The 17796-nt window shown below is 70.0% G+C and carries 18 protein-coding genes; 2 read left to right on the top strand and 16 right to left on the bottom strand.

What is annotated here, in order from left to right; translation table 11 throughout:
- Nucleotides 1-37: 37 nt before the first annotated feature.
- From ACIOC1_RS00185 to ACIOC1_RS00145, 9 genes are all read right to left on the bottom strand, one after another.
- Nucleotides 38-1468: a hypothetical protein gene (locus ACIOC1_RS00185; protein ID WP_401850657.1), complete on the bottom strand. Its 1431-nt coding sequence runs from the start codon at nucleotides 1466-1468 to the stop codon at nucleotides 38-40.
- Nucleotides 1462-2070, bottom strand: a complete 609-nt coding sequence (locus tag ACIOC1_RS00180) for a hypothetical protein (protein ID WP_401850655.1) — start codon at nucleotides 2068-2070, stop codon at nucleotides 1462-1464. The genes ACIOC1_RS00185 and ACIOC1_RS00180 overlap by 7 nt, the downstream gene beginning before the upstream one ends.
- Before the next feature lie 339 nt (nucleotides 2071-2409).
- Nucleotides 2410-2628 carry a hypothetical protein gene (locus tag ACIOC1_RS00175; protein WP_401850652.1) on the bottom strand — a complete coding sequence of 73 codons (219 nt, stop codon included), beginning with the start codon at nucleotides 2626-2628 and terminating at the stop codon, nucleotides 2410-2412.
- A gap of 68 nt (nucleotides 2629-2696) precedes the next feature.
- A complete protein-coding gene (locus tag ACIOC1_RS00170; protein ID WP_401851933.1) occupies nucleotides 2697-3512 on the bottom strand; it encodes an SAM-dependent methyltransferase in 816 nt (271 codons plus the stop codon).
- A 161-nt stretch (nucleotides 3513-3673) separates the two neighbouring features.
- Nucleotides 3674-4435: a hypothetical protein gene (locus ACIOC1_RS00165; protein ID WP_401850649.1), complete on the bottom strand. Its 762-nt coding sequence runs from the start codon at nucleotides 4433-4435 to the stop codon at nucleotides 3674-3676.
- Between the two features lie 2 nt (nucleotides 4436-4437).
- Nucleotides 4438-4665, bottom strand: coding sequence for a hypothetical protein (locus ACIOC1_RS00160; protein ID WP_391042746.1), 228 nt, complete (start codon nucleotides 4663-4665; stop codon nucleotides 4438-4440).
- Between the two features lie 653 nt (nucleotides 4666-5318).
- Entirely contained in the window at nucleotides 5319-5825 is a 507-nt protein-coding gene (locus ACIOC1_RS00155; RefSeq protein WP_401850646.1) for an NUDIX hydrolase, read from the bottom strand.
- A gap of 53 nt (nucleotides 5826-5878) precedes the next feature.
- Nucleotides 5879-6643: a class I SAM-dependent methyltransferase gene (locus tag ACIOC1_RS00150; protein ID WP_401850643.1), complete on the bottom strand. Its 765-nt coding sequence runs from the start codon at nucleotides 6641-6643 to the stop codon at nucleotides 5879-5881.
- Nucleotides 6644-6655: 12 nt separating this feature from the next.
- Nucleotides 6656-7039: a helix-turn-helix domain-containing protein gene (locus tag ACIOC1_RS00145; RefSeq protein ID WP_355336221.1), complete on the bottom strand. Its 384-nt coding sequence runs from the start codon at nucleotides 7037-7039 to the stop codon at nucleotides 6656-6658.
- 219 nt (nucleotides 7040-7258) lie between these two features.
- Between ACIOC1_RS00145 and ACIOC1_RS00140 the strand changes: the two genes are divergently transcribed.
- Complete coding sequence (locus ACIOC1_RS00140) at nucleotides 7259-7621, top strand: DoxX family protein (protein ID WP_391159589.1); 363 nt, start codon at nucleotides 7259-7261, stop codon at nucleotides 7619-7621.
- Between the two features lie 241 nt (nucleotides 7622-7862).
- Complete coding sequence (locus ACIOC1_RS00135) at nucleotides 7863-9083, top strand: ATP-grasp domain-containing protein (RefSeq protein ID WP_401850640.1); 1221 nt, start codon at nucleotides 7863-7865, stop codon at nucleotides 9081-9083.
- Nucleotides 9084-9192: 109 nt separating this feature from the next.
- Here ACIOC1_RS00135 and ACIOC1_RS00130 read toward each other — a convergent pair whose 3' ends face one another.
- The 7 genes from ACIOC1_RS00130 to kdpC form a co-directional block, all read right to left on the bottom strand.
- Nucleotides 9193-10095, bottom strand: coding sequence for a YhjD/YihY/BrkB family envelope integrity protein (locus tag ACIOC1_RS00130; protein WP_355336225.1), 903 nt, complete (start codon nucleotides 10093-10095; stop codon nucleotides 9193-9195).
- A gap of 144 nt (nucleotides 10096-10239) precedes the next feature.
- Complete coding sequence (locus tag ACIOC1_RS00125; RefSeq protein ID WP_401850637.1) at nucleotides 10240-11142, bottom strand: glycoside hydrolase family 25 protein; 903 nt, start codon at nucleotides 11140-11142, stop codon at nucleotides 10240-10242.
- A gap of 208 nt (nucleotides 11143-11350) precedes the next feature.
- Nucleotides 11351-12205, bottom strand: a complete 855-nt coding sequence (locus ACIOC1_RS00120) for an NUDIX hydrolase (RefSeq protein ID WP_401850635.1) — start codon at nucleotides 12203-12205, stop codon at nucleotides 11351-11353.
- 66 nt (nucleotides 12206-12271) lie between these two features.
- Nucleotides 12272-15001, bottom strand: a complete 2730-nt coding sequence (locus ACIOC1_RS00115; RefSeq protein ID WP_401850632.1) for a CHAT domain-containing protein — start codon at nucleotides 14999-15001, stop codon at nucleotides 12272-12274.
- 8 nt (nucleotides 15002-15009) lie between these two features.
- On the bottom strand, nucleotides 15010-16632 hold the full coding sequence (locus ACIOC1_RS00110) for a CATRA conflict system CASPASE/TPR repeat-associated protein (RefSeq protein ID WP_401850629.1): 1623 nt from the start codon (nucleotides 16630-16632) through the stop codon (nucleotides 15010-15012).
- Complete coding sequence (locus tag ACIOC1_RS00105; RefSeq protein ID WP_391159444.1) at nucleotides 16632-16991, bottom strand: CATRA system-associated protein; 360 nt, start codon at nucleotides 16989-16991, stop codon at nucleotides 16632-16634. Before ACIOC1_RS00105 ends, ACIOC1_RS00110 begins: the two co-directional genes overlap by 1 nt.
- 169 nt (nucleotides 16992-17160) lie before the next feature.
- On the bottom strand, nucleotides 17161-17790 hold the full coding sequence (kdpC, locus tag ACIOC1_RS00100) for a potassium-transporting ATPase subunit KdpC (RefSeq protein ID WP_401850625.1): 630 nt from the start codon (nucleotides 17788-17790) through the stop codon (nucleotides 17161-17163).
- Nucleotides 17791-17796: the final 6 nt, after the last annotated feature.

Raw genomic sequence — 17796 nt, 5'->3', positions numbered from 1 at the left:
AGGGTGAGATGTCATTTATGTACGTGGGCCCAAGGGATCACTCGGTGAATAGGCCATGCTGTTCCCAATGGTCCGACCTAGGGAGTTCAGTTGTGGAAATAATGTCTTCGATAGCTGCTGCGTCGTGATCGTCTAGTTCGAGTAGAAGGCGCAGCGAAGTGCTCAGCAACTCGGAGTAAGGAATTAGGGATCTTGCCCCTGGCGGACTTGCGGTTCGGGATGTAAAACCGCAACGAAGAGATACGCCGGTTGGAGTGAGTGCTTGAGCTTCGACTACACCTTCTTCTTGGCCCAGAGCCGCGCTGATGCCGTCAAGTTGCGGATCATGGGTCACATCTTCGCCGGAAGAGTCGTAACCGATACTGCGGTTCGTCATCAATATGCGGATGGAGGTAACTGGGATCGAAAATCGAGATGCGCGCTCGCGCACCGTTGCCAGCAATGGTGCGGGATATTCATCCGGAAATTCAAGATCTTTGCGACTTGCGGCTACGTAAGCGACATACCCAGGTCCCCTTAGGCCAATTCGACCCTGGTCTACGATCCAGCGCCAGGTCTCGCTAGTAGTAGTTGGGGTGCTTGTTTCATCCACGATCATGCACACGTGGCCCTTCCACTGCCTGGCTGCACTGCGCATCAAGCGTTGTAGGTTCTGAGTATCTCGAACGCCGGTTCGTACTAGTGTCTTGGCGTCAATTAGAGGGCAAATTCTGTTCCAGAACCCTGTGCTGACGATCTCCTCCGATTCGAGCAGCAACCCGAGTGACGTCTCATCCAGGGTCGACAGAACTGGAGCGTCTCCAGGAAACTCCGTCATCGAGCGCCCACTGCCCTGCCACATGGCGGCCATAAACGTAGACATACGCCGAGAAACGGTAGGGACTGTCCAGCGCTCGACTTCTCCCAGCGCTAGGCGAGTTGGGTTGGCCAGGCCTTCTCGCGCGGCTTCGACTCCCGAGCTGATGCGGGTGAGGAAGTTTTCGATCTGCTCATCTCGCATGATTCCGCGGCCTCCTTCGACAATCGCGTCAGAGGCCAGAGCCTTAGCAGATCTGGTGACGCTGTGAGGAGGTAAAGCCCCAAGGCCGGATGGTCCGAGGATCAGAGTGTGGTGCTCATCTGCCACACTCTCCAATCGGTTAAGTGAAGGGCCGGCGGAAACCTCGCCGAGGGGCACCAGAAGAGGCTGCTCCTCGCGCTGAAAAAGAGATACATCTGACGCGAGCAATGCCGCATCTGACGTGGTGCGCAGATATACCCGACGCTCGAACTTCCGTGTACCCGAGCCCCAGGTCATGAGTAGATCAGGGACGTAGGTGTGGTTGAAAAACTCAGTACGAACGATCCGTGCTTGCGGGTAGACGCTTGTGAGTCGACGCTGCACTACATCCTTAACGCGCTCAACCGCCTGACGTGGATCTGGATGGTCGAGGGCACTATCGATTTCCGGCGCGACCGGCGTTACCACGATGCCCCCCGCTGGCTGCTGTAGAAGTTGGCGACCACGCCGCGCCAGTCATCAAGTGGGACTAGTTTCTCTTGCTTCTCGGACATGACCACCAACCACAGGCGGCGCGCCAATTCCCGCAACAGGTCGTCCGATATCATATCGGCAGCCTGGAGCGGGTCGTCGACACCCAGAACTCTCGGCGCCTCCAGGAGGACGGCCTCTTTGATGGACTCCGGCGTAGTAAGTTTGTCCCAGTCGTTGGCGCGGAAGGGTGCCCAGGTGATCCACATATAGTGATCACCAAGCATGTACTCCTCGCTGAGTGCCACGTAGCACTTAGCTAGGAAGCTCCTGTACTCGGTCCCCTGGTCGCTTGCGTTCTTGCGCCACTTGACCTCAGCGCAGAACATTTGACCATCCCATTCTCCGCCGCGCATAACGCCGCCCAGGTCGAACGAGAACTGTTTCTTGTTGCCGTGGGGCCAATGGCGCGTAAGTTTCTTGGCCCACGCCCCGTCGGTGTTGGTGTAGGACTGCGACACCCGCATCGTCCCTTCAAGCCACCGCTTGACTCTTTGGACAGCCTCGGCACCGACTAGGTGCGCCTCTTCGCCTGGCACACCCAAATCGTAGCCCCGATCGATGATTTGGGGGCCAAAAATGCGATTTTGTGCAAGTGCCGGTACATGATCTTGTCGCCTCGTACTTGCCATGGCCGCGCCCGGACCAGCTGGAACCGACTGTCCCCCGCTATGCCGAGCGTGGTCGCTGATCGGTTGGGGCTGCGTGAGCGATGCGTGAGCGGATGTGCTGGCACCGGGCGGTGCGGTGCGGACAGGGCGACGACCTCGGCCCGTCTGACCTGCGGGTTTCGGATGGCGGCTCACCGTCCACCACCGTCCGGCACCTCCTGGCGAGGACTTTTAATGCATTGGTTGTGGGTTCACGTCCCACACGGCCTACGGGGTCAGGTCTCGTGACGAGGCGCTGACCTGCGAATTCACGGTGCCCCGGCCGCTCGAAGCGGCCGGGGCACCGTCGCGTGCGAGCCTGCCTGCCAGTGTCGTCGCGTGCTGCGCCATCGCCCTTTTCCACGGCCTGGCGTCCTGCTCGGACTCGACGGGAAGCCGGTGGAAGGGGATGAGGGACATGGACACGATGTGCGGTTTCTCGGTCACTGGGGGGGAATGGCGATACCGCCCCGGTCAGGTAGGGCTGGGGCGGGGAGCGGGCCCCTGTCGGTGAGCTACGGGAGCCGGGCGACGGCGCCGTATCCGGCGGAGAGCGGTCCGGGCGTCGTGGCCGCGTCGGGATGCCAGTCCGGCCACTTGACCAGGCCAGGTTCGACCAGGTCGAGGCCGTCGAAGAAGGCGGCGATCTGTTTCGGGGTCCGCAGAATGTACGGTACGGCCCCGCTGCTGTTGTACGCGTTCTGGGCGGTGACTTGTACGGGGTCGTTGTCGGAGCCGTGGGAGAGCATGAGGTAGCTTCCGGACGGCATCGCGTCTACGAGGCGCCGGACCACGGCGAGGGCTTCGCCGTAGTCGGCGATGTGGCCCATGGCATCTGAGATGATCAGGCCCGTGGGCTGCCCCGTCGCCCGCGCTGACGACACGGTCCGCCTCCTGCCCAGGTCGATGGTCCGGGCAGCGCGCTCGATCACGGTGTCCGTGTCGCGCATGTCAGCCTCGACGTAGGCGCAGGCCCCTTCCGGCGAGCTGCTGATCATCGACGCGTAATAGCGCACAGCCAGCGGGTCGTGGTCGACGTACACCACTCGCGTGTCGGGCGCGATTCGCTGCGCTGCCTCGTGTGTGTTGTGCGCTGTCGGTAACCCGGCGCCGACGTCCAAAAACTGCCGGATGCCCACCTCGGCGGCGAGGTAGCGGACGCTGCGGATCAGGAACTCCCTCGAGGCGCGGGCGAACGGCTTGATGTCCGGGAACACGTTCTCGTACGCGTCGCCAGCCTGCTGGTCGGCCGGATAGTTGTCCTTCCCGCCCAGCCAGTAGTTCCAGATCCTCGCGCTGTGCGGGACGGTTGTATCGATCTCGGGCACGATGGCGCCTCTTCAAACGGTGGGCGACCCTCACGAATGCGATCTCTCAAGGGGTCGACACCTGGGCGGTGCGGGACTCGGGGCTGTTCTCGGTCAGATGCCCCGACTTCTTGCCGAACGGGATGTTCCGGGGCCAGGGACTGCCGCAGAGGCAGCCCATCAGGTCATCCCTCGTTCAGGAGTTCCGCTGCCGCCTTGGGATCCATCAGCGTCGACCAGGCTTGTTCCGCCGGGAGCAGGGAACGGCTGGGAAGAGCGTATTCGGGGTACCAGTCAGCGGGTTCGCACCCAGGGACGTGGCGGAGGACCACGGCGGTGAGATCCTCGGGGACGGAGCCGGTGATGCGTACCGCCACGTAGGTCTCGTGGCCGTCCTCGGCGCGTACCAGGATGCCGAGGCGGAACGTGGCGAAGTCAGCGGCGTGTTCATGTCCGTCGTGCAGGGACCCGCGGGTGAGTTCGCGGATCGCTGAGGAGAGTTGTCGTACGAGACGTGTGCCCGCTTCGAGCTGATAGCGGTCGTGATCGTCCCTGCCTGGCAGAAGATGGCCTACGTAGGTACCGCCCGGGAGAGGCTGGCGGTGGTCGGTGTTGTAACGAGCGCGGGCCGCTTTGGCGTTGGCCTCCAACGCCGAGTAGAAGTCGTCCATCGAGCCGTCTTCGCGCTGCCCGGCGGCGACGAGCCAGGGCAGGTTCAGGTCTTTGTCGGCCCAGACCGCTCCGCGCCACCGCTGGATCTTGACCTTGAAAAGGATCTCGTCGTCAATGGCGCGGATGCGCTCGTGTCCGGTCTTGTCCTCGGCGAAGAGCTCCCGGGCCTTCACGAGAAGGGGGTGATCCAGTTCGTCGAGAGGCTGTCGCGCCGAGGGCAGGGGTAACCTCAGATCGTCGCGGAGCGCACGAAGCGTGGGGCGTGCCGGTTGCATGGTCAGTCGTCCTCGCCCACGCCGCCGAGTTCCCTGATCCGCTCGGGCGACAGTCCGGTCACGAGTGAAACGCTCGACTCGACCGATCCGTCGAGCTTGCGCATCTTCTCCACCATGCTGGCCCGAACTTCCTCACGGCGGATCTCCAGATAGGTCCGCACTGCCGCAGCGACCAGGTCCTTCTTGGTCATGCCGAGAAAGTGGGCGCCGTCCGCGATCAGCTCGTCCACCGCCGGATCCACCTTCAAAGGCGCTGTGGTACGAGCCGCCCGACCTCGTGTTTCCTCTTTGATCCCCACGTGTCAGCCTCCTTAGGTACCAGATGGTACTCCTATACCTGCGATCGGGCAGGCGCCTCGCGCGACGATGCGAGAGCGGACATGCCGGCATCCGCCGATCGCCCCCAGGACGACCTCGGACGCCGCCACAGGGCCGGGCCGCAGGGGATTAGGGGCGGAAGAGGGAGAAGGGGATGGGGCCGCGGTGTGGGGGGTGTGGGGGACGTCGCCCCAGGGGCGGGAGGGGGCGGGAGGGGGCGGTGGGGGGAGGGTGCGGAGGCGGGACAGGGCGCGGTCGGTGACCTGGGAGACGGCGCGCAGGGCGGCGGTGGTCATGGGGAGGTAGTCGTCCTCGTCGCCCGGGTCGGCGGTGGAGGCGCCCGGGGTGATGCGCATGAGGCGGACGCAGCAGCGGTCCGGGTCGAGGAGGGAGGCGTCCAGGGGCCACGTCGGGGCCGGGGTCACCTGGCGGCCGGAGGCGCGTATCGCGTCGAACAGGACCGTGGAGTCGACGGGGGAAGGGTGCCCCGGGCCCGCTTCGGGACGGGGCGGGGGCAGGGGGCGTTGGCGGGAATTGGGGGGAAACCGTCGTCGTACGGGAGGCGTCACATGCCAGGCGTTCCGCCGCCCACGGCGCGGTAGCGGATGAACGCCTCGCGTCCGTCGGGCACGAACTCCGGGCCCTCGGCGAGGGATTCGAGCTCGGAAGCGGTCAGCCAGGTGTGCCAGGGGACTTCGTACGGGTCGGGCCGGATCGCCGTGGTGACGACGGTCTCGTGGATGCCGAGCCAGTAGGGGCTGATGGCCCCGGCACAGAGGAACTTGAGGACGAAGCGGGGCGCGGCCCGCACGCCCAGCTCCTCCAACAGCTCGCGGGCCGCGGCCTGTTCGTACGACTCGCCGACGTCGGCGGCGCCGCCGAGGAGCCAGTTGTACTGGCCGGGGAAGCGCGAGGAGTCCCGCGGGCGGCGGTGCACGAGGAAGCGCCCGGCCGGGTCGCGGCACACGATGGTGGCGACGCGGTGCAGCCAGCCCTCACGGATCGCCTCCGCCCGGTCGACGACCGCCAGGACGCGGTCCTGCTCGTCGACCCGGTCGACCAGTTCACTCATGCGACGTCACGCCTACGCGGTCACGCATGCGACGTCCCCCACCCGGCCCGCGCTCACCGGAGCGTGAAGACGGCCACGTCGTAGCGCTCGTCGACCGGGGCCGGCGCGTCGTACGGCTCGCGGTCCGCCGCCGCTGCGAGCCGGTCGAGGCCGGAGGAGAACTGAGTCGGCGTCAAGTGGGCGAATTTCGACTGGGGTTGGGTCGTCATACGGGCGTGGTAGTCGCGCAGGCTGCGGGTCACGGGCTGGACGAAGGAGCGGATCTCGCGCAAGTCGAAGCCGGCGGCGGTGAATTCGGCCGTGACGTCGTCCTCGGCCGGAAAGCGGAGGGCGTCGGTGGCGCGCAGGGGAGGCCAGTAGTCGTAGACGACGGCGTCCAGGCGCTCCTTGAACGTGGTGCGGACGACGACCGAGCCGCCGGGGCGCAGGACGCGGGCGAGTTCGCGGGCGGCGGCGGTGCGGTCGGGGAAGTGGTGGATCACCCGGGAGAGCAGGGCGAGGTCGAAGGCGTCGTCGGCGGCGGGCAGCGCTTCGGCGGTGCCGTGCGCGTACCGCACCGACGGGTGCGGGTGGTGCCGCCGGGCCTCGGACAGCATGGCCTCGGAGGCGTCCACGCCCAGGACGCTCGCGCCGTCGATCCACCGGGCCATCGCCGCCGCGAACATCCCGGTCCCCGAACCGACTTCGAGCACGTCGGGCGCCGGGCGGTCGACGTAGGAGCCGATCAGGCCGACCCACGCGCGCAGGGCGTCGTCGGGCATCTCGTTGCCCGACTCGTAGGAGCGGGCGAGCCGTTCGTCGTCGTAAGCACGCTTCATGCGGAACCGTCCTCAGGGTTGGCGGGCAGCGGCGTCGTACGTGGCCTGGCTCTGTTCGATCGCCGGATTGTTGTCGACCGCCCACTCGGCCAGGGCCACGGCGGGGGCGATGAGCGTGCGGCCCCGCGGGGTCAGCTCGTACTCGACGCGGGGCGGGACCTCGGCGTAGACGGTGCGGGAGACCAGCCCGTCGCGTTCGAGGTGGCGCAGGGTGCGGGTGAGCATGCGCTGGGAGATGCCGGGGACGCGCTGCTGGAGCTCGGTGAAGCGCAGGCGCTCGCCGTCGAGGGTGGCGACGACCAGCAGCGTCCACTTGTCGCCGACACGGTCGAGGATGCCCCGGATCGCACGGCCGCCGTCGCCGCGGATGAGGCAGGAGTGGCGGTACTTCGACATCGGCGCCCCCCGTCGCGTGGTCACACAGCACAAGCCCACAGCACAAGCCCACAGCACAAGCCCACAGCACAAGCCCGGAGCACACAGACCGTCGTACAACAGCCGGCAGCGCGGCCGGTCCGTGTGCGTAAGGCACACCCATGTGCCTTTTGTAAGCGCCTCCATAGTCACCGATCATGTGCTTACTTACAAGTCGTAACCATGACGGAGGACGCACCCATGGAGACCGCCTACTGGATCCTGGCCGGGCTGCTCGCGGTCTTCTACCTCTACGCGGGCGGCAAGAAGACCGCGCAGAGCAAGGAGCGGCTCGCGCCCATGATGGGCTGGGTCGACACCGTCCCGATGCCCGCGGTCCGCGCCGTCGGCGCCGTCGAGATCCTGGGCGCCGCAGGGCTGCTGCTCCCGCCGCTCACCGGCGTCGCCCCCGTCCTCGCGCTGGTCGCCGCGCTCGGCTTCCTCGTCCTCCAGGTGCTGGCCACCGCCCTCCACCTCTCCCGCGGCGAGGCCAGGGTCACCGGCCTCAACATCGCCCTCATCGCCCTCGCGGCCGTCACCGCCTGGCTCGCCACGGCCTGGTGAGCGACGGCGCGCCGCCGTCCCGGCCGGTGATGTTGGCGAGTTGAAGCGGGTGGGAAATGTGGGCGTCACAGTCCGGGGTTAAGGTGCGCTCACACATGATCGGGGAAAGGCGCGCGGCCTCGGGGTTCCAGGGCCGTCGGCGGCTCGCGCCCGCATGGTCGGACGGCGGGCTCTGGGGGGTTCGCACGGAGGGCGAAGGAGTATCGCGATAGCACTTCGGATATGGCTCAGCAGCGCGGGGGTGGCCACGACCCAGGTGATGGGGATGCTGCGCGACAACCCGGACGCGGTGGACGTACGGATCTACGGGACCAATGTGCTGCGGGACGCGCCGGCGCTCGCGGCGTGCGATGTGGGGGAGTCGGAGCCGCGGTACGTGGGCGACGACGAATACGCCGCCTTCGCGGTCGAATTCTGCCGGCGGCACGCGATCGACGTGCTCATCCCGCCCAGACGGCTGGCGGCGCTCGCCGGGCGGGCGGAGGAATTCGCGGCGGTCGGCACGCGCCTGATGTGTTCACCGCCCGAGGCGGTCGACGTGCTGACGAGCAAGGGCCGTACGTACGAGGCCGCGCGGGCGGCCGGGGTGCCGGTGCCGCCGTGGCGCGTGGTGTCGGACGCCGAGGGGTTCCGGGCGGCGGTCGGGGAGTTGGGGGAGACCGGGGAACGGATTTGCGTCAAACCCGCCGGTGAGTTCTCGGCGTTCGGCTTCCGCATCCTGGAGGACCGGCCGCTGCGGCTCAAGGACCTGCTGGCCGCGCCCGTACCGCTGGCGTCGGTGGCCTCGGTGGCGGGCGCGCTGAAGCGGGCGGCGGACGAGGGCGAGGCCGTACCGGAATTCCTGGTGATGCCGTATCTGGACGGGCCCGAGGTCAGCGTGGACTGCCTGTCGGCTCCGGGCGGCGCCATGCTCACCGGCATCGCCCGCTCCAAGCAGGGGCGTTACCGGCTGCTGCTGGACGATCCCGCGCTGGTCGCCATCGCGCGGCGGCTGGTCGGGCACTTCCGGCTCGCGTATCTGTCCAACGTCCAACTCCGGTACCACATGGGGCGACCGGTGCTCCTTGAGGCCAACCCCCGTGCCTCCGCGGGCATCTTCCAGACCGCCTTCACCGGGGTGAACCTGCCGTGGTCGGCGGTACGGCTGCTGCTGCGCGGTGACGCGGGCGCGCTTCCGGCGCCACGGCTCGGCGGGCGGATCGCGATCACGGAGAGCGCGACGGAGATGGCGGCGGCCATCCAACTCCCGGAGCCCGCACCGCCTCTGGAGCCCGCGGTGCTTCTGGAGCCCGCGGCGCTTTTGGAACCGGCGGCGCTTCTGGAACCCGCGGCGCCGCTCCCCGAGCCCGTACGCGTCCTCACCGGCATCGACGGCGCCCGCAGCGCCGCCCTGCGCACCGCCGCACGGGACGCCGTCCCGCCGGCACCGCTCCTCGGAGAGACGGCCACAGCGGCGAGCTGAGCCCCCTCCAGGGGCGCGCGCGAGGCCCCGCGTAAAAGGTCCCGCCCCAAGGCCCCGTGAAAGGGGCCCGCCCAAGACCCCCCAAGGCCCCCCGGCCCCCGACCCCGCGTCAGTCGATCGTCCCGCCCGACCCGTCCGACCGCCACAGCACACCGGGCGCCGTCTCCTTCGGCTCCTCGTACCACCCTTCCGGCCGCTGCGGCCGGGGAATCTCGCCGCCCTGCCGCAGCATCCGCCCGTCCCGCACATGGCGCCCGAGCAGGGCGCCGCCGAAGACGACGAAGCCGACGCCGACCAGCCAGGTGACGACGGTGAGCACGGTCCCGACGGGGCCGTACGTGACGGCGTTGGAGACGATCATCGGGGCGAAGAAGAGGTGCGAGAAGAGCCGGAGGCCCGCGAGGCCGAGCATGGTGAACACGGCGCCGGGCAGGGCGGTGCGGACGTCCACGCCGCCGCCGAGCAGGAAGCGCTGGCCCCAGGCGAAGAAGACGACGCCGAGGACGAAGGTGAGGACGATGCGTACGCCGCCGCGCAGCAGCCCGCTGCCCATGAGCGCGGCGCTCTGCGACTCGCAGAACAGATAGGCGGTGAGCACCGCGAGCCACACCGCGCGCCGCACGTCGCGGTGCCAGGGCCCGGACGGCAGGTCCCAGATCTTGCGGTAGCCGGTCTCGACGCTCGCCACGAAGGTGAGGCCGAAGTAGGCGAGCGAGGCCAGGCTCCACGCGCTGGTGGCGCTCAGGATGTTGCGCGGCGCCGCGAACAGGCTGCGGACGCTGTGCGAACCGTCCGCGTTCAGACCCATGCCGTCGACGACCCACTGCGCGAAGCCGGGCCGGTTCTCCCACGGCGTCGCGGCGGCGACCACGACCAGCAGCGGCATCAGCGTGACGAAGCCGAGCGCGGCGAAGCCCATCGAACGGTGCATCAACTCTATGTGGGTGGCCTGCTTCCACAGCCGTCCCGGCGCGGACCGCTTCCAGGCAGCCGTCAGTCCAGCCATGGCCATGGTGTCACCTTCCCCCGCAGCATCACCGCTTGTGGATACCTGGCGGAGGACCCCGCGCGCAACTCGGGCCCCACAAAGCGCCGTTACGGGACACCGAATCGGGACAAGTGGCAGCGGCGGCCCGAGGGGCGGGGCCGCCGGGGGCTACTCCGGGACCGCGTCCGCCGCCACCGCGTCGTCGATGGCCTGGTGCACCTTCGACACCAGGGTGTCCGTGTCCAGCGCCGGATTCGCGGTGGCCAGCGCCTGCGCGAGGGTGTTGACGGTGGCGGTCAGCGCGGTCACGCGCGTGATCAGCGTCTTCACGTCGGCGTTGGTGCCGCGCAGATAGCTGTACGCGTCGTGCGGGTCGGCCTTGCCGTTGATCTGGCCCTTGTAGGCCCACAGGTCCTTGGGATCGGGCATGTCGTCCTCCGGGGTGCCGCTCGCCCACGCGCGCAGGGCGGCGGGGGAGAGATAGGCGAGATTACGGTCGGTGGGAGTGCTGGTGAACTGCCAGAACAGCGGGCGCAGTCCGGACGGCGACGGCTGCGCGCGCTTCTCCGCGTCGGCGTACGACATGGCCCCGGCCGGATACGCCGGGTACCAGAGGAAGGCCGAATTGGCGGGCAGGTGCTTGGCCGCGATGTCGTCGGCGGAGGTGTAGACGCCGACGCGCTGTCCGGGGAACGCCTTCTGTACGGCGGTGATCCAGGTCTGCGCGTAGGCGCGGATCTGGGCGGCGGTACGGCCCGAGTAGTTGGCGCCGTCCGAACGGCGCTCCAGGTCCAGGACGTGCAGGAAGCCTTTTCTGGCATGGGACTTCACGGCGGCGACGTAATTGGCGGCCTCCGTGGCCGCGTTCTGGTTCGGCCAGCCGAAGTGGTAGGCGCCCGGCACGAGTCCGGCGCCGATGATGCCCGCGATGTGCGTGGCGAAAGCGCTGTCCTTGGTGTGCTCGCCCTCGCTCGCTTTGGCGAAGGCGAAGGTGATGCCGCTCCTGGCCAGGGACTTCCAGTCCTGATTGCCCTGGTACGACGAGACGTCGAGACCGCGAGACGTCGGCATGAGCCCTCCGGGTGGTCGTGGCGGGGCAGGCGTACAGTCCACCGTCACTCGCGGTGTCCGCGCAAGCGGAACGGGAAATGCCGCTCCACCAGAGGGCGTACGCGCAAGGGCTCGCGCCGGGCGCACTCCGCCGGTGACATCGCTCACCGCCCGTCACACCGGATGCCTCAGGTCACTCCCGGCCTCATGCGTCACGGGGACGCACGCGTCAGCCGCCCGGCCGCTCCAACAGCCCTCGCGCCGTGGCGAGTCCGTACGCCGACAGCGTGTAACCGTCCGAGATCGCGCCGTCCACCAGCATGGTGTGGAACGCCTCGGGGGTCAGCGCCAGCCTCCGGGCGATGCCCTCCTCCAGCGCGCCCTCGTCCGGCTCCTCGCTGAAGTCGTCCGCGTCGACGCGCGCGAGGTACAACTGGTCGGCGATCGAGCTGAGTCCGGAGTCGGAGACGAAGGCGCCGAGGTGCACGACCTCGCGCACCTCGCAGCCCAGCTCCTCGCGGGCCTCGCGCCGCGCGGTCGCCTCGCCGCCCTCGCCCGCGTCGCCGAAGCCGCGCGGGATCTCCCAGTGCCAGGCGCGGGTGGCGTGCCGGAAGTGGCGCAGCAGGACGATCCGCCCGTCGCTGAGCACCGGCAGCGCGGCGGCCCCGCCGATCGCGGTGTCGCCCACCGCGCGGATGTACGTACCGAGCCGCCCGCTCCTGAACCGGACCGCGTCGCGCACCAGCCGCAGATACGGGTCCCGGTAGACCACGCCGATGTCCCCGACGTCCTCCGACAGGCCGCAGGCGACCGCCGACTCGGCCGTCTGCCGCATCACTTCGTCCTGGTCCGCGCTGTCGAGCAGGATCTCGACGGCCGCACCGGGCGGATTCTCGAACAACTCGGGCCGCAGGGAACGCAGTTCGTCGTACGCCGCCAGCCGGGCGCGGCGCCGCTCACGGACCCGGTCGGCCTCAGGGCCCCAGTCGGCCTCCCGAGCGGCGTCGGCCCTGTCGGCGGCGGAGGCGGACCCCTCCGCGCCGCTGGAACCGCTCTCCGACGTCTCGTCCTCGGCGATGCCCATCCCCGTCTCCTGCCCCGTCGTCGGTGATCGGCGGCCTGCCGGCCGTCGCCTGGCCCGATCATAGATTCACAAGTACAGCGCCAGCGGCAGGCGTTCGACGCGCGCGGCGAGCCCGTCGTACGTCTCGATGTCCTGCCGGTAGTGCCGGTGCAGGGCCTCGACCACGTCGAAGACGCCGGTGCCGGCCGGACCGGGGCCCAGCACGCGGCGGCTCTCGCGCAGCAGGGCGCGCACGGTGGCGACCATCGTGGTGTCGAGGACCTTCCACAGCGGGACGCCGATCGCGCCCGCGCCGCTGACCATCAGCGACCGCATGAAGCCCAGGACGTCGCCGCCGTCCGAGCGCATGCCCTGGCCCGCGAGGCACGCGCCGAGCACGGTCAGCTTGTTGCGCGGCAGGCTCAGGTGCAGGGCGAGGTCGAACTGCGTGAGGACGTCCTCCTGGCCGAGGTTGAGCAGCGGCCCCGCGCCCTCGGCGGTGTCCACGTACGTGCCGTGCCCGGCGTAGACGAAGAACTCGGGCTTGCACTCCACGAGCGCCGCCACCCCCGACCAGTCGGCCGGGTGCCGCTGCGCGGCACCGGGGGCCGTCGTGGGGTCGGGGAAGCCGCCGAAGACGTCACCGGCCAGCACGATGTGGTCCGGCGGCCAGCCGGTGCCGACGACCTCGCGGCCCGTCGCGTGCGCGTCGGTCACCAGCAGCGCCGCCAGGTCGTCGTCCCGCTCCGCCAACTGCCGCTTGAGCAGATGCCGTCCACGGGTCACGAAGGCCGCGACGCTCACCGAGTGCGACAGCGGTACGCGCGCCGCCAGCGGCCGGGCGTCGCCGCGCTCGGTCGCGACATGCAGCGGCATCGCGAAGAGGTCGTCGGTCGGGACGATCGTGAGATGCGTCAACGGGCCGCCGCGCGTGGCGTGTTCCCAGACCGGCGCGATCAGCAGGTCCCAGATCCGGTGGCAGGTCTCGGTGCCGGGCGCGCCCGCCTCCAGGTCGGCGGTCACCTCCCGCGCCAGCGCGGTCACGTCGTCGTACGGGACGGCGGGCAGCAGCGTCAGCAGGCCGTCGCGGCACACCATGACCCCGAGCCGGTCCGCGACGGCGGCACCCGCCCCGCCGTCGCGGCGCACCCCGTCCGGCGCCACGTAGCTGAAGTACCGCACCACACAGGACCCTTGGTGGTTGAGGGTGTACTGCACGAGCTGGTGGGCGATGTCCTCGTCGTGCGTGACCGAGGTGAGCGGGTGCTGGAGGAACCACTCCTCGTACTCCTGCTCGCGCCGCACGATCAGCGTCCGCAGCCGCTCCGCCTCCTCGTCCGCCAGGGTGCCGGGAGCGGCGCGCCGCCCCGTGCCAGGCGGCGGCTCCGCCCCGGACCCGCCTGCCTCGGCGCCCGCCTGACGGGCCGTCGGCGGCGCGAGCAGCGGCGGCCGCGAGGAGCCGAGCAGGTCGAGCAGTTCACGCCCCGAGGACTCCTCGACCAGCGACAGGATCTGCTCCAGATTCTCCCGCGACCCGTCGCCCGTCTCGACCCGCGCCGCGATGGCCTGGAGGTACGCGGGCCGCATGTGCCGCGCGTAGGCCCGCTTGTAGACCGGCAGCGCGACCGCGCCGCGTACGGTCCTGGCCATCGTCAGACGGCGGTCAAGGACGTCGGCGGGACGGCTGTCCTCGGGGAGCTGCCCCGCCACCCGCGCGTAGCCGCGCACCGTGTACGCGTAGAAGTCGACGTCCATCCCGGTCTGCCGGCCGATACCGCTGTCGTCCTGCTCCAACTCGTCCAGCAGCGCCGCCAGTTCGGCCAGCCCCTCGGGGCCGCCCCTCCTGATCGCGAGATTCTGCCGGGCGATCCGGGCACCGCGCGCCCAGGGCTGGTCGAGCAGGTCCTCGTAGTACGCGACGGCGTTCGCGGGGTCGCACTGCGCGCTCAGATTCGCCGACTGGGCGACCCGGTAGGAGTCGCCGAGGGCCCGACTGACGACCAGCGACTCGCCGATGACCTCCAGCGCCCGGCCCGCGTCGCCGTCCTGCCGTACCGCCGTCGCCAGATTGTGCAGGGCGTTCGCGTAGCCGCGCAGGAACTCCCGGTGCCGGGGCGGCGCGTCGGGCGAGGTGGGCAGCGCGATCCCGAACTCCGCCAGACCGGCGCGGACATCGGCGCACAGCGCCTCCAGCTCCGGTACGAGACCGTGCGCGTCGGTGCCTTCCGGGCGGTCGCGCGCGGTCTGGCTGCGCTCCTCGAAGGCGGCGCGCGCCTGATTGCTCCGCAGGTCGGGCAGCACCCACCACAGCCCGGCGGTCACAGCCGTGCGCACGGCCGTACCGAAGGCGATCCTGGCCGGGGTGAAGTCGCCCAGCCGGTACCGGATACGGCCGACGCCGTCGTACCAGCGGGCCACCGCGTAGGAGGCGAACTCGTCGGGCGCCTGCGCCAGGCGCGCCAGGAGGCCCTCCGCGTCGGCCCTGGACGCGTCGATGAGCTGGAGGCCGGTCAGCGGCTCGTACGCCATGTCCGCCCGGACGATCTCGCACCAGTACGCGCCGACGCGCCGCGCGGTCGTCCGTGTGCCGCCGCCGGGGGCCGGGCTGTGCGCGTCCGCGAGCCGCAGCATGCCGACGGCGTCGGACTGGCGCATGGGGATGTCGAAGTCGACGTCGAAGCGGGTGATCAGGTCCTCGACGTCCAGCGTCTCGACGAAGGCGCGGATGGCGGAGGAGGCGGATCGGCCGCCGGGGGCGGGGGCGGGGCGGGACGCCGGGCCTAAGGCGCCTTCTGGGGAGGGTGACGCGGATGTCATGGGAAACCTCAGTGCCGTCGGGTGAGCCAGCGGGATGCGCCGTACGCGATCAGCCCCGACACCACGGCGCAGGGCAGTGTCACGGCGACGGGGAGCGGTCCGAGATCGAGGTGGCGGCGGACCAGGACGGTCACCAGCCAGCACAGGGACGCGCCGACCAGCCCGGCCGCCCAACTGACCAGCCACGCGTAGGAGGTGGTCGCCCTGACCCCCGCCCAGCGCAGCACGGTCAGCGGCAGCGCCAGGGCGAGCGCGGTGAGCACGGCGATGGTGGGGGACTGGAGGAAGCGGGAGAGCGGTACGTGGTACGAGAACGACTGGACGGCGGCGAGCGCGGTGGCCGCCGCGCCCAGCACCGAGCCCTGGATGAGCGTCAGCTTCCCGCGCCGGTCGTCGAAGGCGCGGTCCACGATGGTGGTCGCCAACGCCCGTGCCGCCTCGGCGCGTTCGCGCGTCGTCTCCAGATACACCTGGTCGCTCTCGGCCTGCGCGATCAGCGCCTCGGCCGCCGCGAGGTCGGCCTCGGGCCAGGACGCGCCCGGGCCCCGGCGGTGGACGACGGGCGCGTGGATGCGCATGTTGGCGGCGGCGATGGCGACCGTACGGCTCAACTGCCGCAGCCCGGTGATCGTCCACGTCATGCCCTGCGCGCCGAGCTGCGTCCCGTCCAGCAGCGCCGCCGCGCGCAGCACCCGGCCGAGCGCGATCGGCTGCCCGGAAGCCGCGGGCTCCAACTCCCGCAACAGCTCGCGCGTATGACGCTCACTCACTTCCACCCGTACGTGCACCGGCTCGTCGGCCGCGTACTGCCGTGCCTCGTACCGCAGTTTCGAGGTGTGCAGCAGATAGCGGGTCAGCGGCCGCAGTCCGCTCTCGCCGTCCACGGCCCACGCCCAGGCGTCCAACTCGGCCTCCAGCGCGGCCGGGGCGAGCACGTAGAGGTGGGAGACGGCGTCGTGCGCCGGGTCCTCCTCGGGCCGCCACACGTCGAAGCCGTGGTCGGTACGGTCGAAGCCGCGCCACCAGGCGCCGTCGCGGCCCGAGCCCGGGGCCGTGCTGCCCGAACCCGTACCGCCGGAGCCCGTACCGCTGACCGACCCCGTACCGCTGACGGAACCCGGTCCCGGCACCGGCGGGCCGTACCGGCGTATCTCCTCGCACACCGTGTGGTCGTTCACGCCGACAGTGCGCCGGCGCAATGCCTCGAAGACGCGGAATTCGCCGAGGATTCCGTCCGGCGGGGGCCCGGCGCCCGGCCGTCCGGTGCTCGCGACCGCCGTGTTCCATTCGGTCAGCAGGTCATTCCACTGTTCGAGGCCGGAATGGGTGTCATTCGGGGCGAGCAGCGCGATCAGGCCAACGGTGTCGTGTTCCGCGAAGACGAAGGCGGAGTGAACGGAGGTCGCGCCGCCGCGTTCGGCCGCCGCGAGGATTTCCAGGTCCTTCGTATGGCCGGGAATGGCCGGTAAGCGGGCCGCGTGAAACGGAAGTCCGGTAATCGGCGATGTCATGCCGAGCGCCCGGCACGCCTGCCAGAGATCGTTGAGATAGGCATGTGCGGATTCGTCGTCGGCGGAGGCGGTCGGGGCGAAGCAGGCGATGAGCAGGGCCGGTTTGACGATGCCGCGCATCAGGCGGCGGGGCCGGTCGACGAGGGGCCGCCGCCCGTCGAAGGCCCGGCCGCCGGGCCCCGGTCCTCGCTGCTCAGGTCCAACGTGAGCCGCCGCACGAGGATGTTGCGCTGCTCGCGCTGCCGCTGCGGGATGAAGGACTTCACCGGGCCGGGACGCGCCAGCGCGCGCCGCGACTCCTCCAGCCTCTGGAGCGCGCCGAGCGCGTCGCGCACGCCCTCCTCGCTCCCGTCCGCCAGCGCCGTACTCAACGCGTCCAGCGCGGCCCCCACCGCACCCCATTCCTCCGAGGTCAGCAGCCAGTCCTCAATGGCCTCGACCCGCCCGAGAACGCTCCGCACACTGAGCCGGTCCGTCATGGCCCTCCCCCTGCCCCGAGAATGCGAAAGCCCCCCGGCACGCGCATCCGTTTCGGCGGAAGCGTATACCGGAGGGCTGACGGCGCACCCGGGAAATACCCGGAAGGATCTCTCCGCGGATCTCGGTACGGATCTCGGTACGGATCTCTGTACGCCGATCGCCACGGGTTCAGTGCCGCGACGCCAACGCGCGATTGAGGTCGAGGACATTGACGTGCTTCTGGCCGAGAAAGCCCAGCTCGCGCCCCGACACATGGTCGGCCACCAGCTCGCGTACCGCGTCCGCGGAGAGCCCGCGGGCCTTGGCGACCCGGTTCACCTGCTCGTACGCGTACGCGGGCGAGATGTCCGGGTCCAGGCCGGAGCCGGAGGCGGTCACCGCGTCGACCGGCACCGAGGCCGGGTCGACACCGTCGAAGGCGGCGACGTCCTTGCGGCGCTGCTCGATCGTCTTGACCAGGCCCGGGTCGTTGGGGCCGAGGTTCGACGCGCCCGAGGCCAGCGGGTCGTAGCCGCCGGCCGACGGGCGCGGCTGGAACCACTTGGGGTCCGGACGGGCCGCCTCGTCGGCGTCGTCGGGGTTCTTCTTCGGCAGGTCGAAGCTCTGCCCGATCTGCCGGGCCCCGACGACCTGGCCGTTCTGCGTGACCTCGGAGCCGTTCGCCCGGTCGCTGAAGGCGACTTGGGCGACGCCCGTGACGGCCAGCGGGTAGACGATCCCCGCGATCACGGTCATCAGCAGCAGGACGCGGAGCGCCGAGAGGTGCCTGCGGACCGCGCTGGAGTGGAACGTGAACATCGTGTC

Source organism: Streptomyces sp. NPDC088197 (genome assembly GCF_044741185.1).
In the GTDB taxonomy this organism is placed as follows: Bacteria; Actinomycetota; Actinomycetes; order Streptomycetales; family Streptomycetaceae; genus Actinacidiphila.
Note: the sequence above shows the minus strand (reverse complement) of the source record. Positions and strands in the feature narration are given on the sequence as shown.

Bases quoted from the DNA above. Each gene is read 5' to 3' on its own strand.
- ACIOC1_RS00115 (WP_401850632.1), bottom strand. From the start codon at position 15,001: ATGACATCCGCGTCACCCTCCCCAGAAGGCGCCTTAGGCCCGGCGTCC.
- ACIOC1_RS00155 (WP_401850646.1), bottom strand. From the start codon at position 5,825: ATGAGTGAACTGGTCGACCGGGTCGACGAGCAGGACCGCGTCCTGGCG.
- ACIOC1_RS00110 (WP_401850629.1), bottom strand. From the start codon at position 16,632: ATGCGCGGCATCGTCAAACCGGCCCTGCTCATCGCCTGCTTCGCCCCG.
- ACIOC1_RS00105 (WP_391159444.1), bottom strand. From the start codon at position 16,991: ATGACGGACCGGCTCAGTGTGCGGAGCGTTCTCGGGCGGGTCGAGGCC.
- ACIOC1_RS00130 (WP_355336225.1), bottom strand. From the start codon at position 10,095: ATGGCCATGGCTGGACTGACGGCTGCCTGGAAGCGGTCCGCGCCGGGA.
- ACIOC1_RS00125 (WP_401850637.1), bottom strand. From the start codon at position 11,142: ATGCCGACGTCTCGCGGTCTCGACGTCTCGTCGTACCAGGGCAATCAG.
- ACIOC1_RS00140 (WP_391159589.1), top strand. From the start codon at position 7,259: ATGGAGACCGCCTACTGGATCCTGGCCGGGCTGCTCGCGGTCTTCTAC.
- kdpC (WP_401850625.1), bottom strand. From the start codon at position 17,790: ATGTTCACGTTCCACTCCAGCGCGGTCCGCAGGCACCTCTCGGCGCTC.
- ACIOC1_RS00145 (WP_355336221.1), bottom strand. From the start codon at position 7,039: ATGTCGAAGTACCGCCACTCCTGCCTCATCCGCGGCGACGGCGGCCGT.
- ACIOC1_RS00150 (WP_401850643.1), bottom strand. From the start codon at position 6,643: ATGAAGCGTGCTTACGACGACGAACGGCTCGCCCGCTCCTACGAGTCG.
- ACIOC1_RS00120 (WP_401850635.1), bottom strand. From the start codon at position 12,205: ATGGGCATCGCCGAGGACGAGACGTCGGAGAGCGGTTCCAGCGGCGCG.
- ACIOC1_RS00165 (WP_401850649.1), bottom strand. From the start codon at position 4,435: ATGCAACCGGCACGCCCCACGCTTCGTGCGCTCCGCGACGATCTGAGG.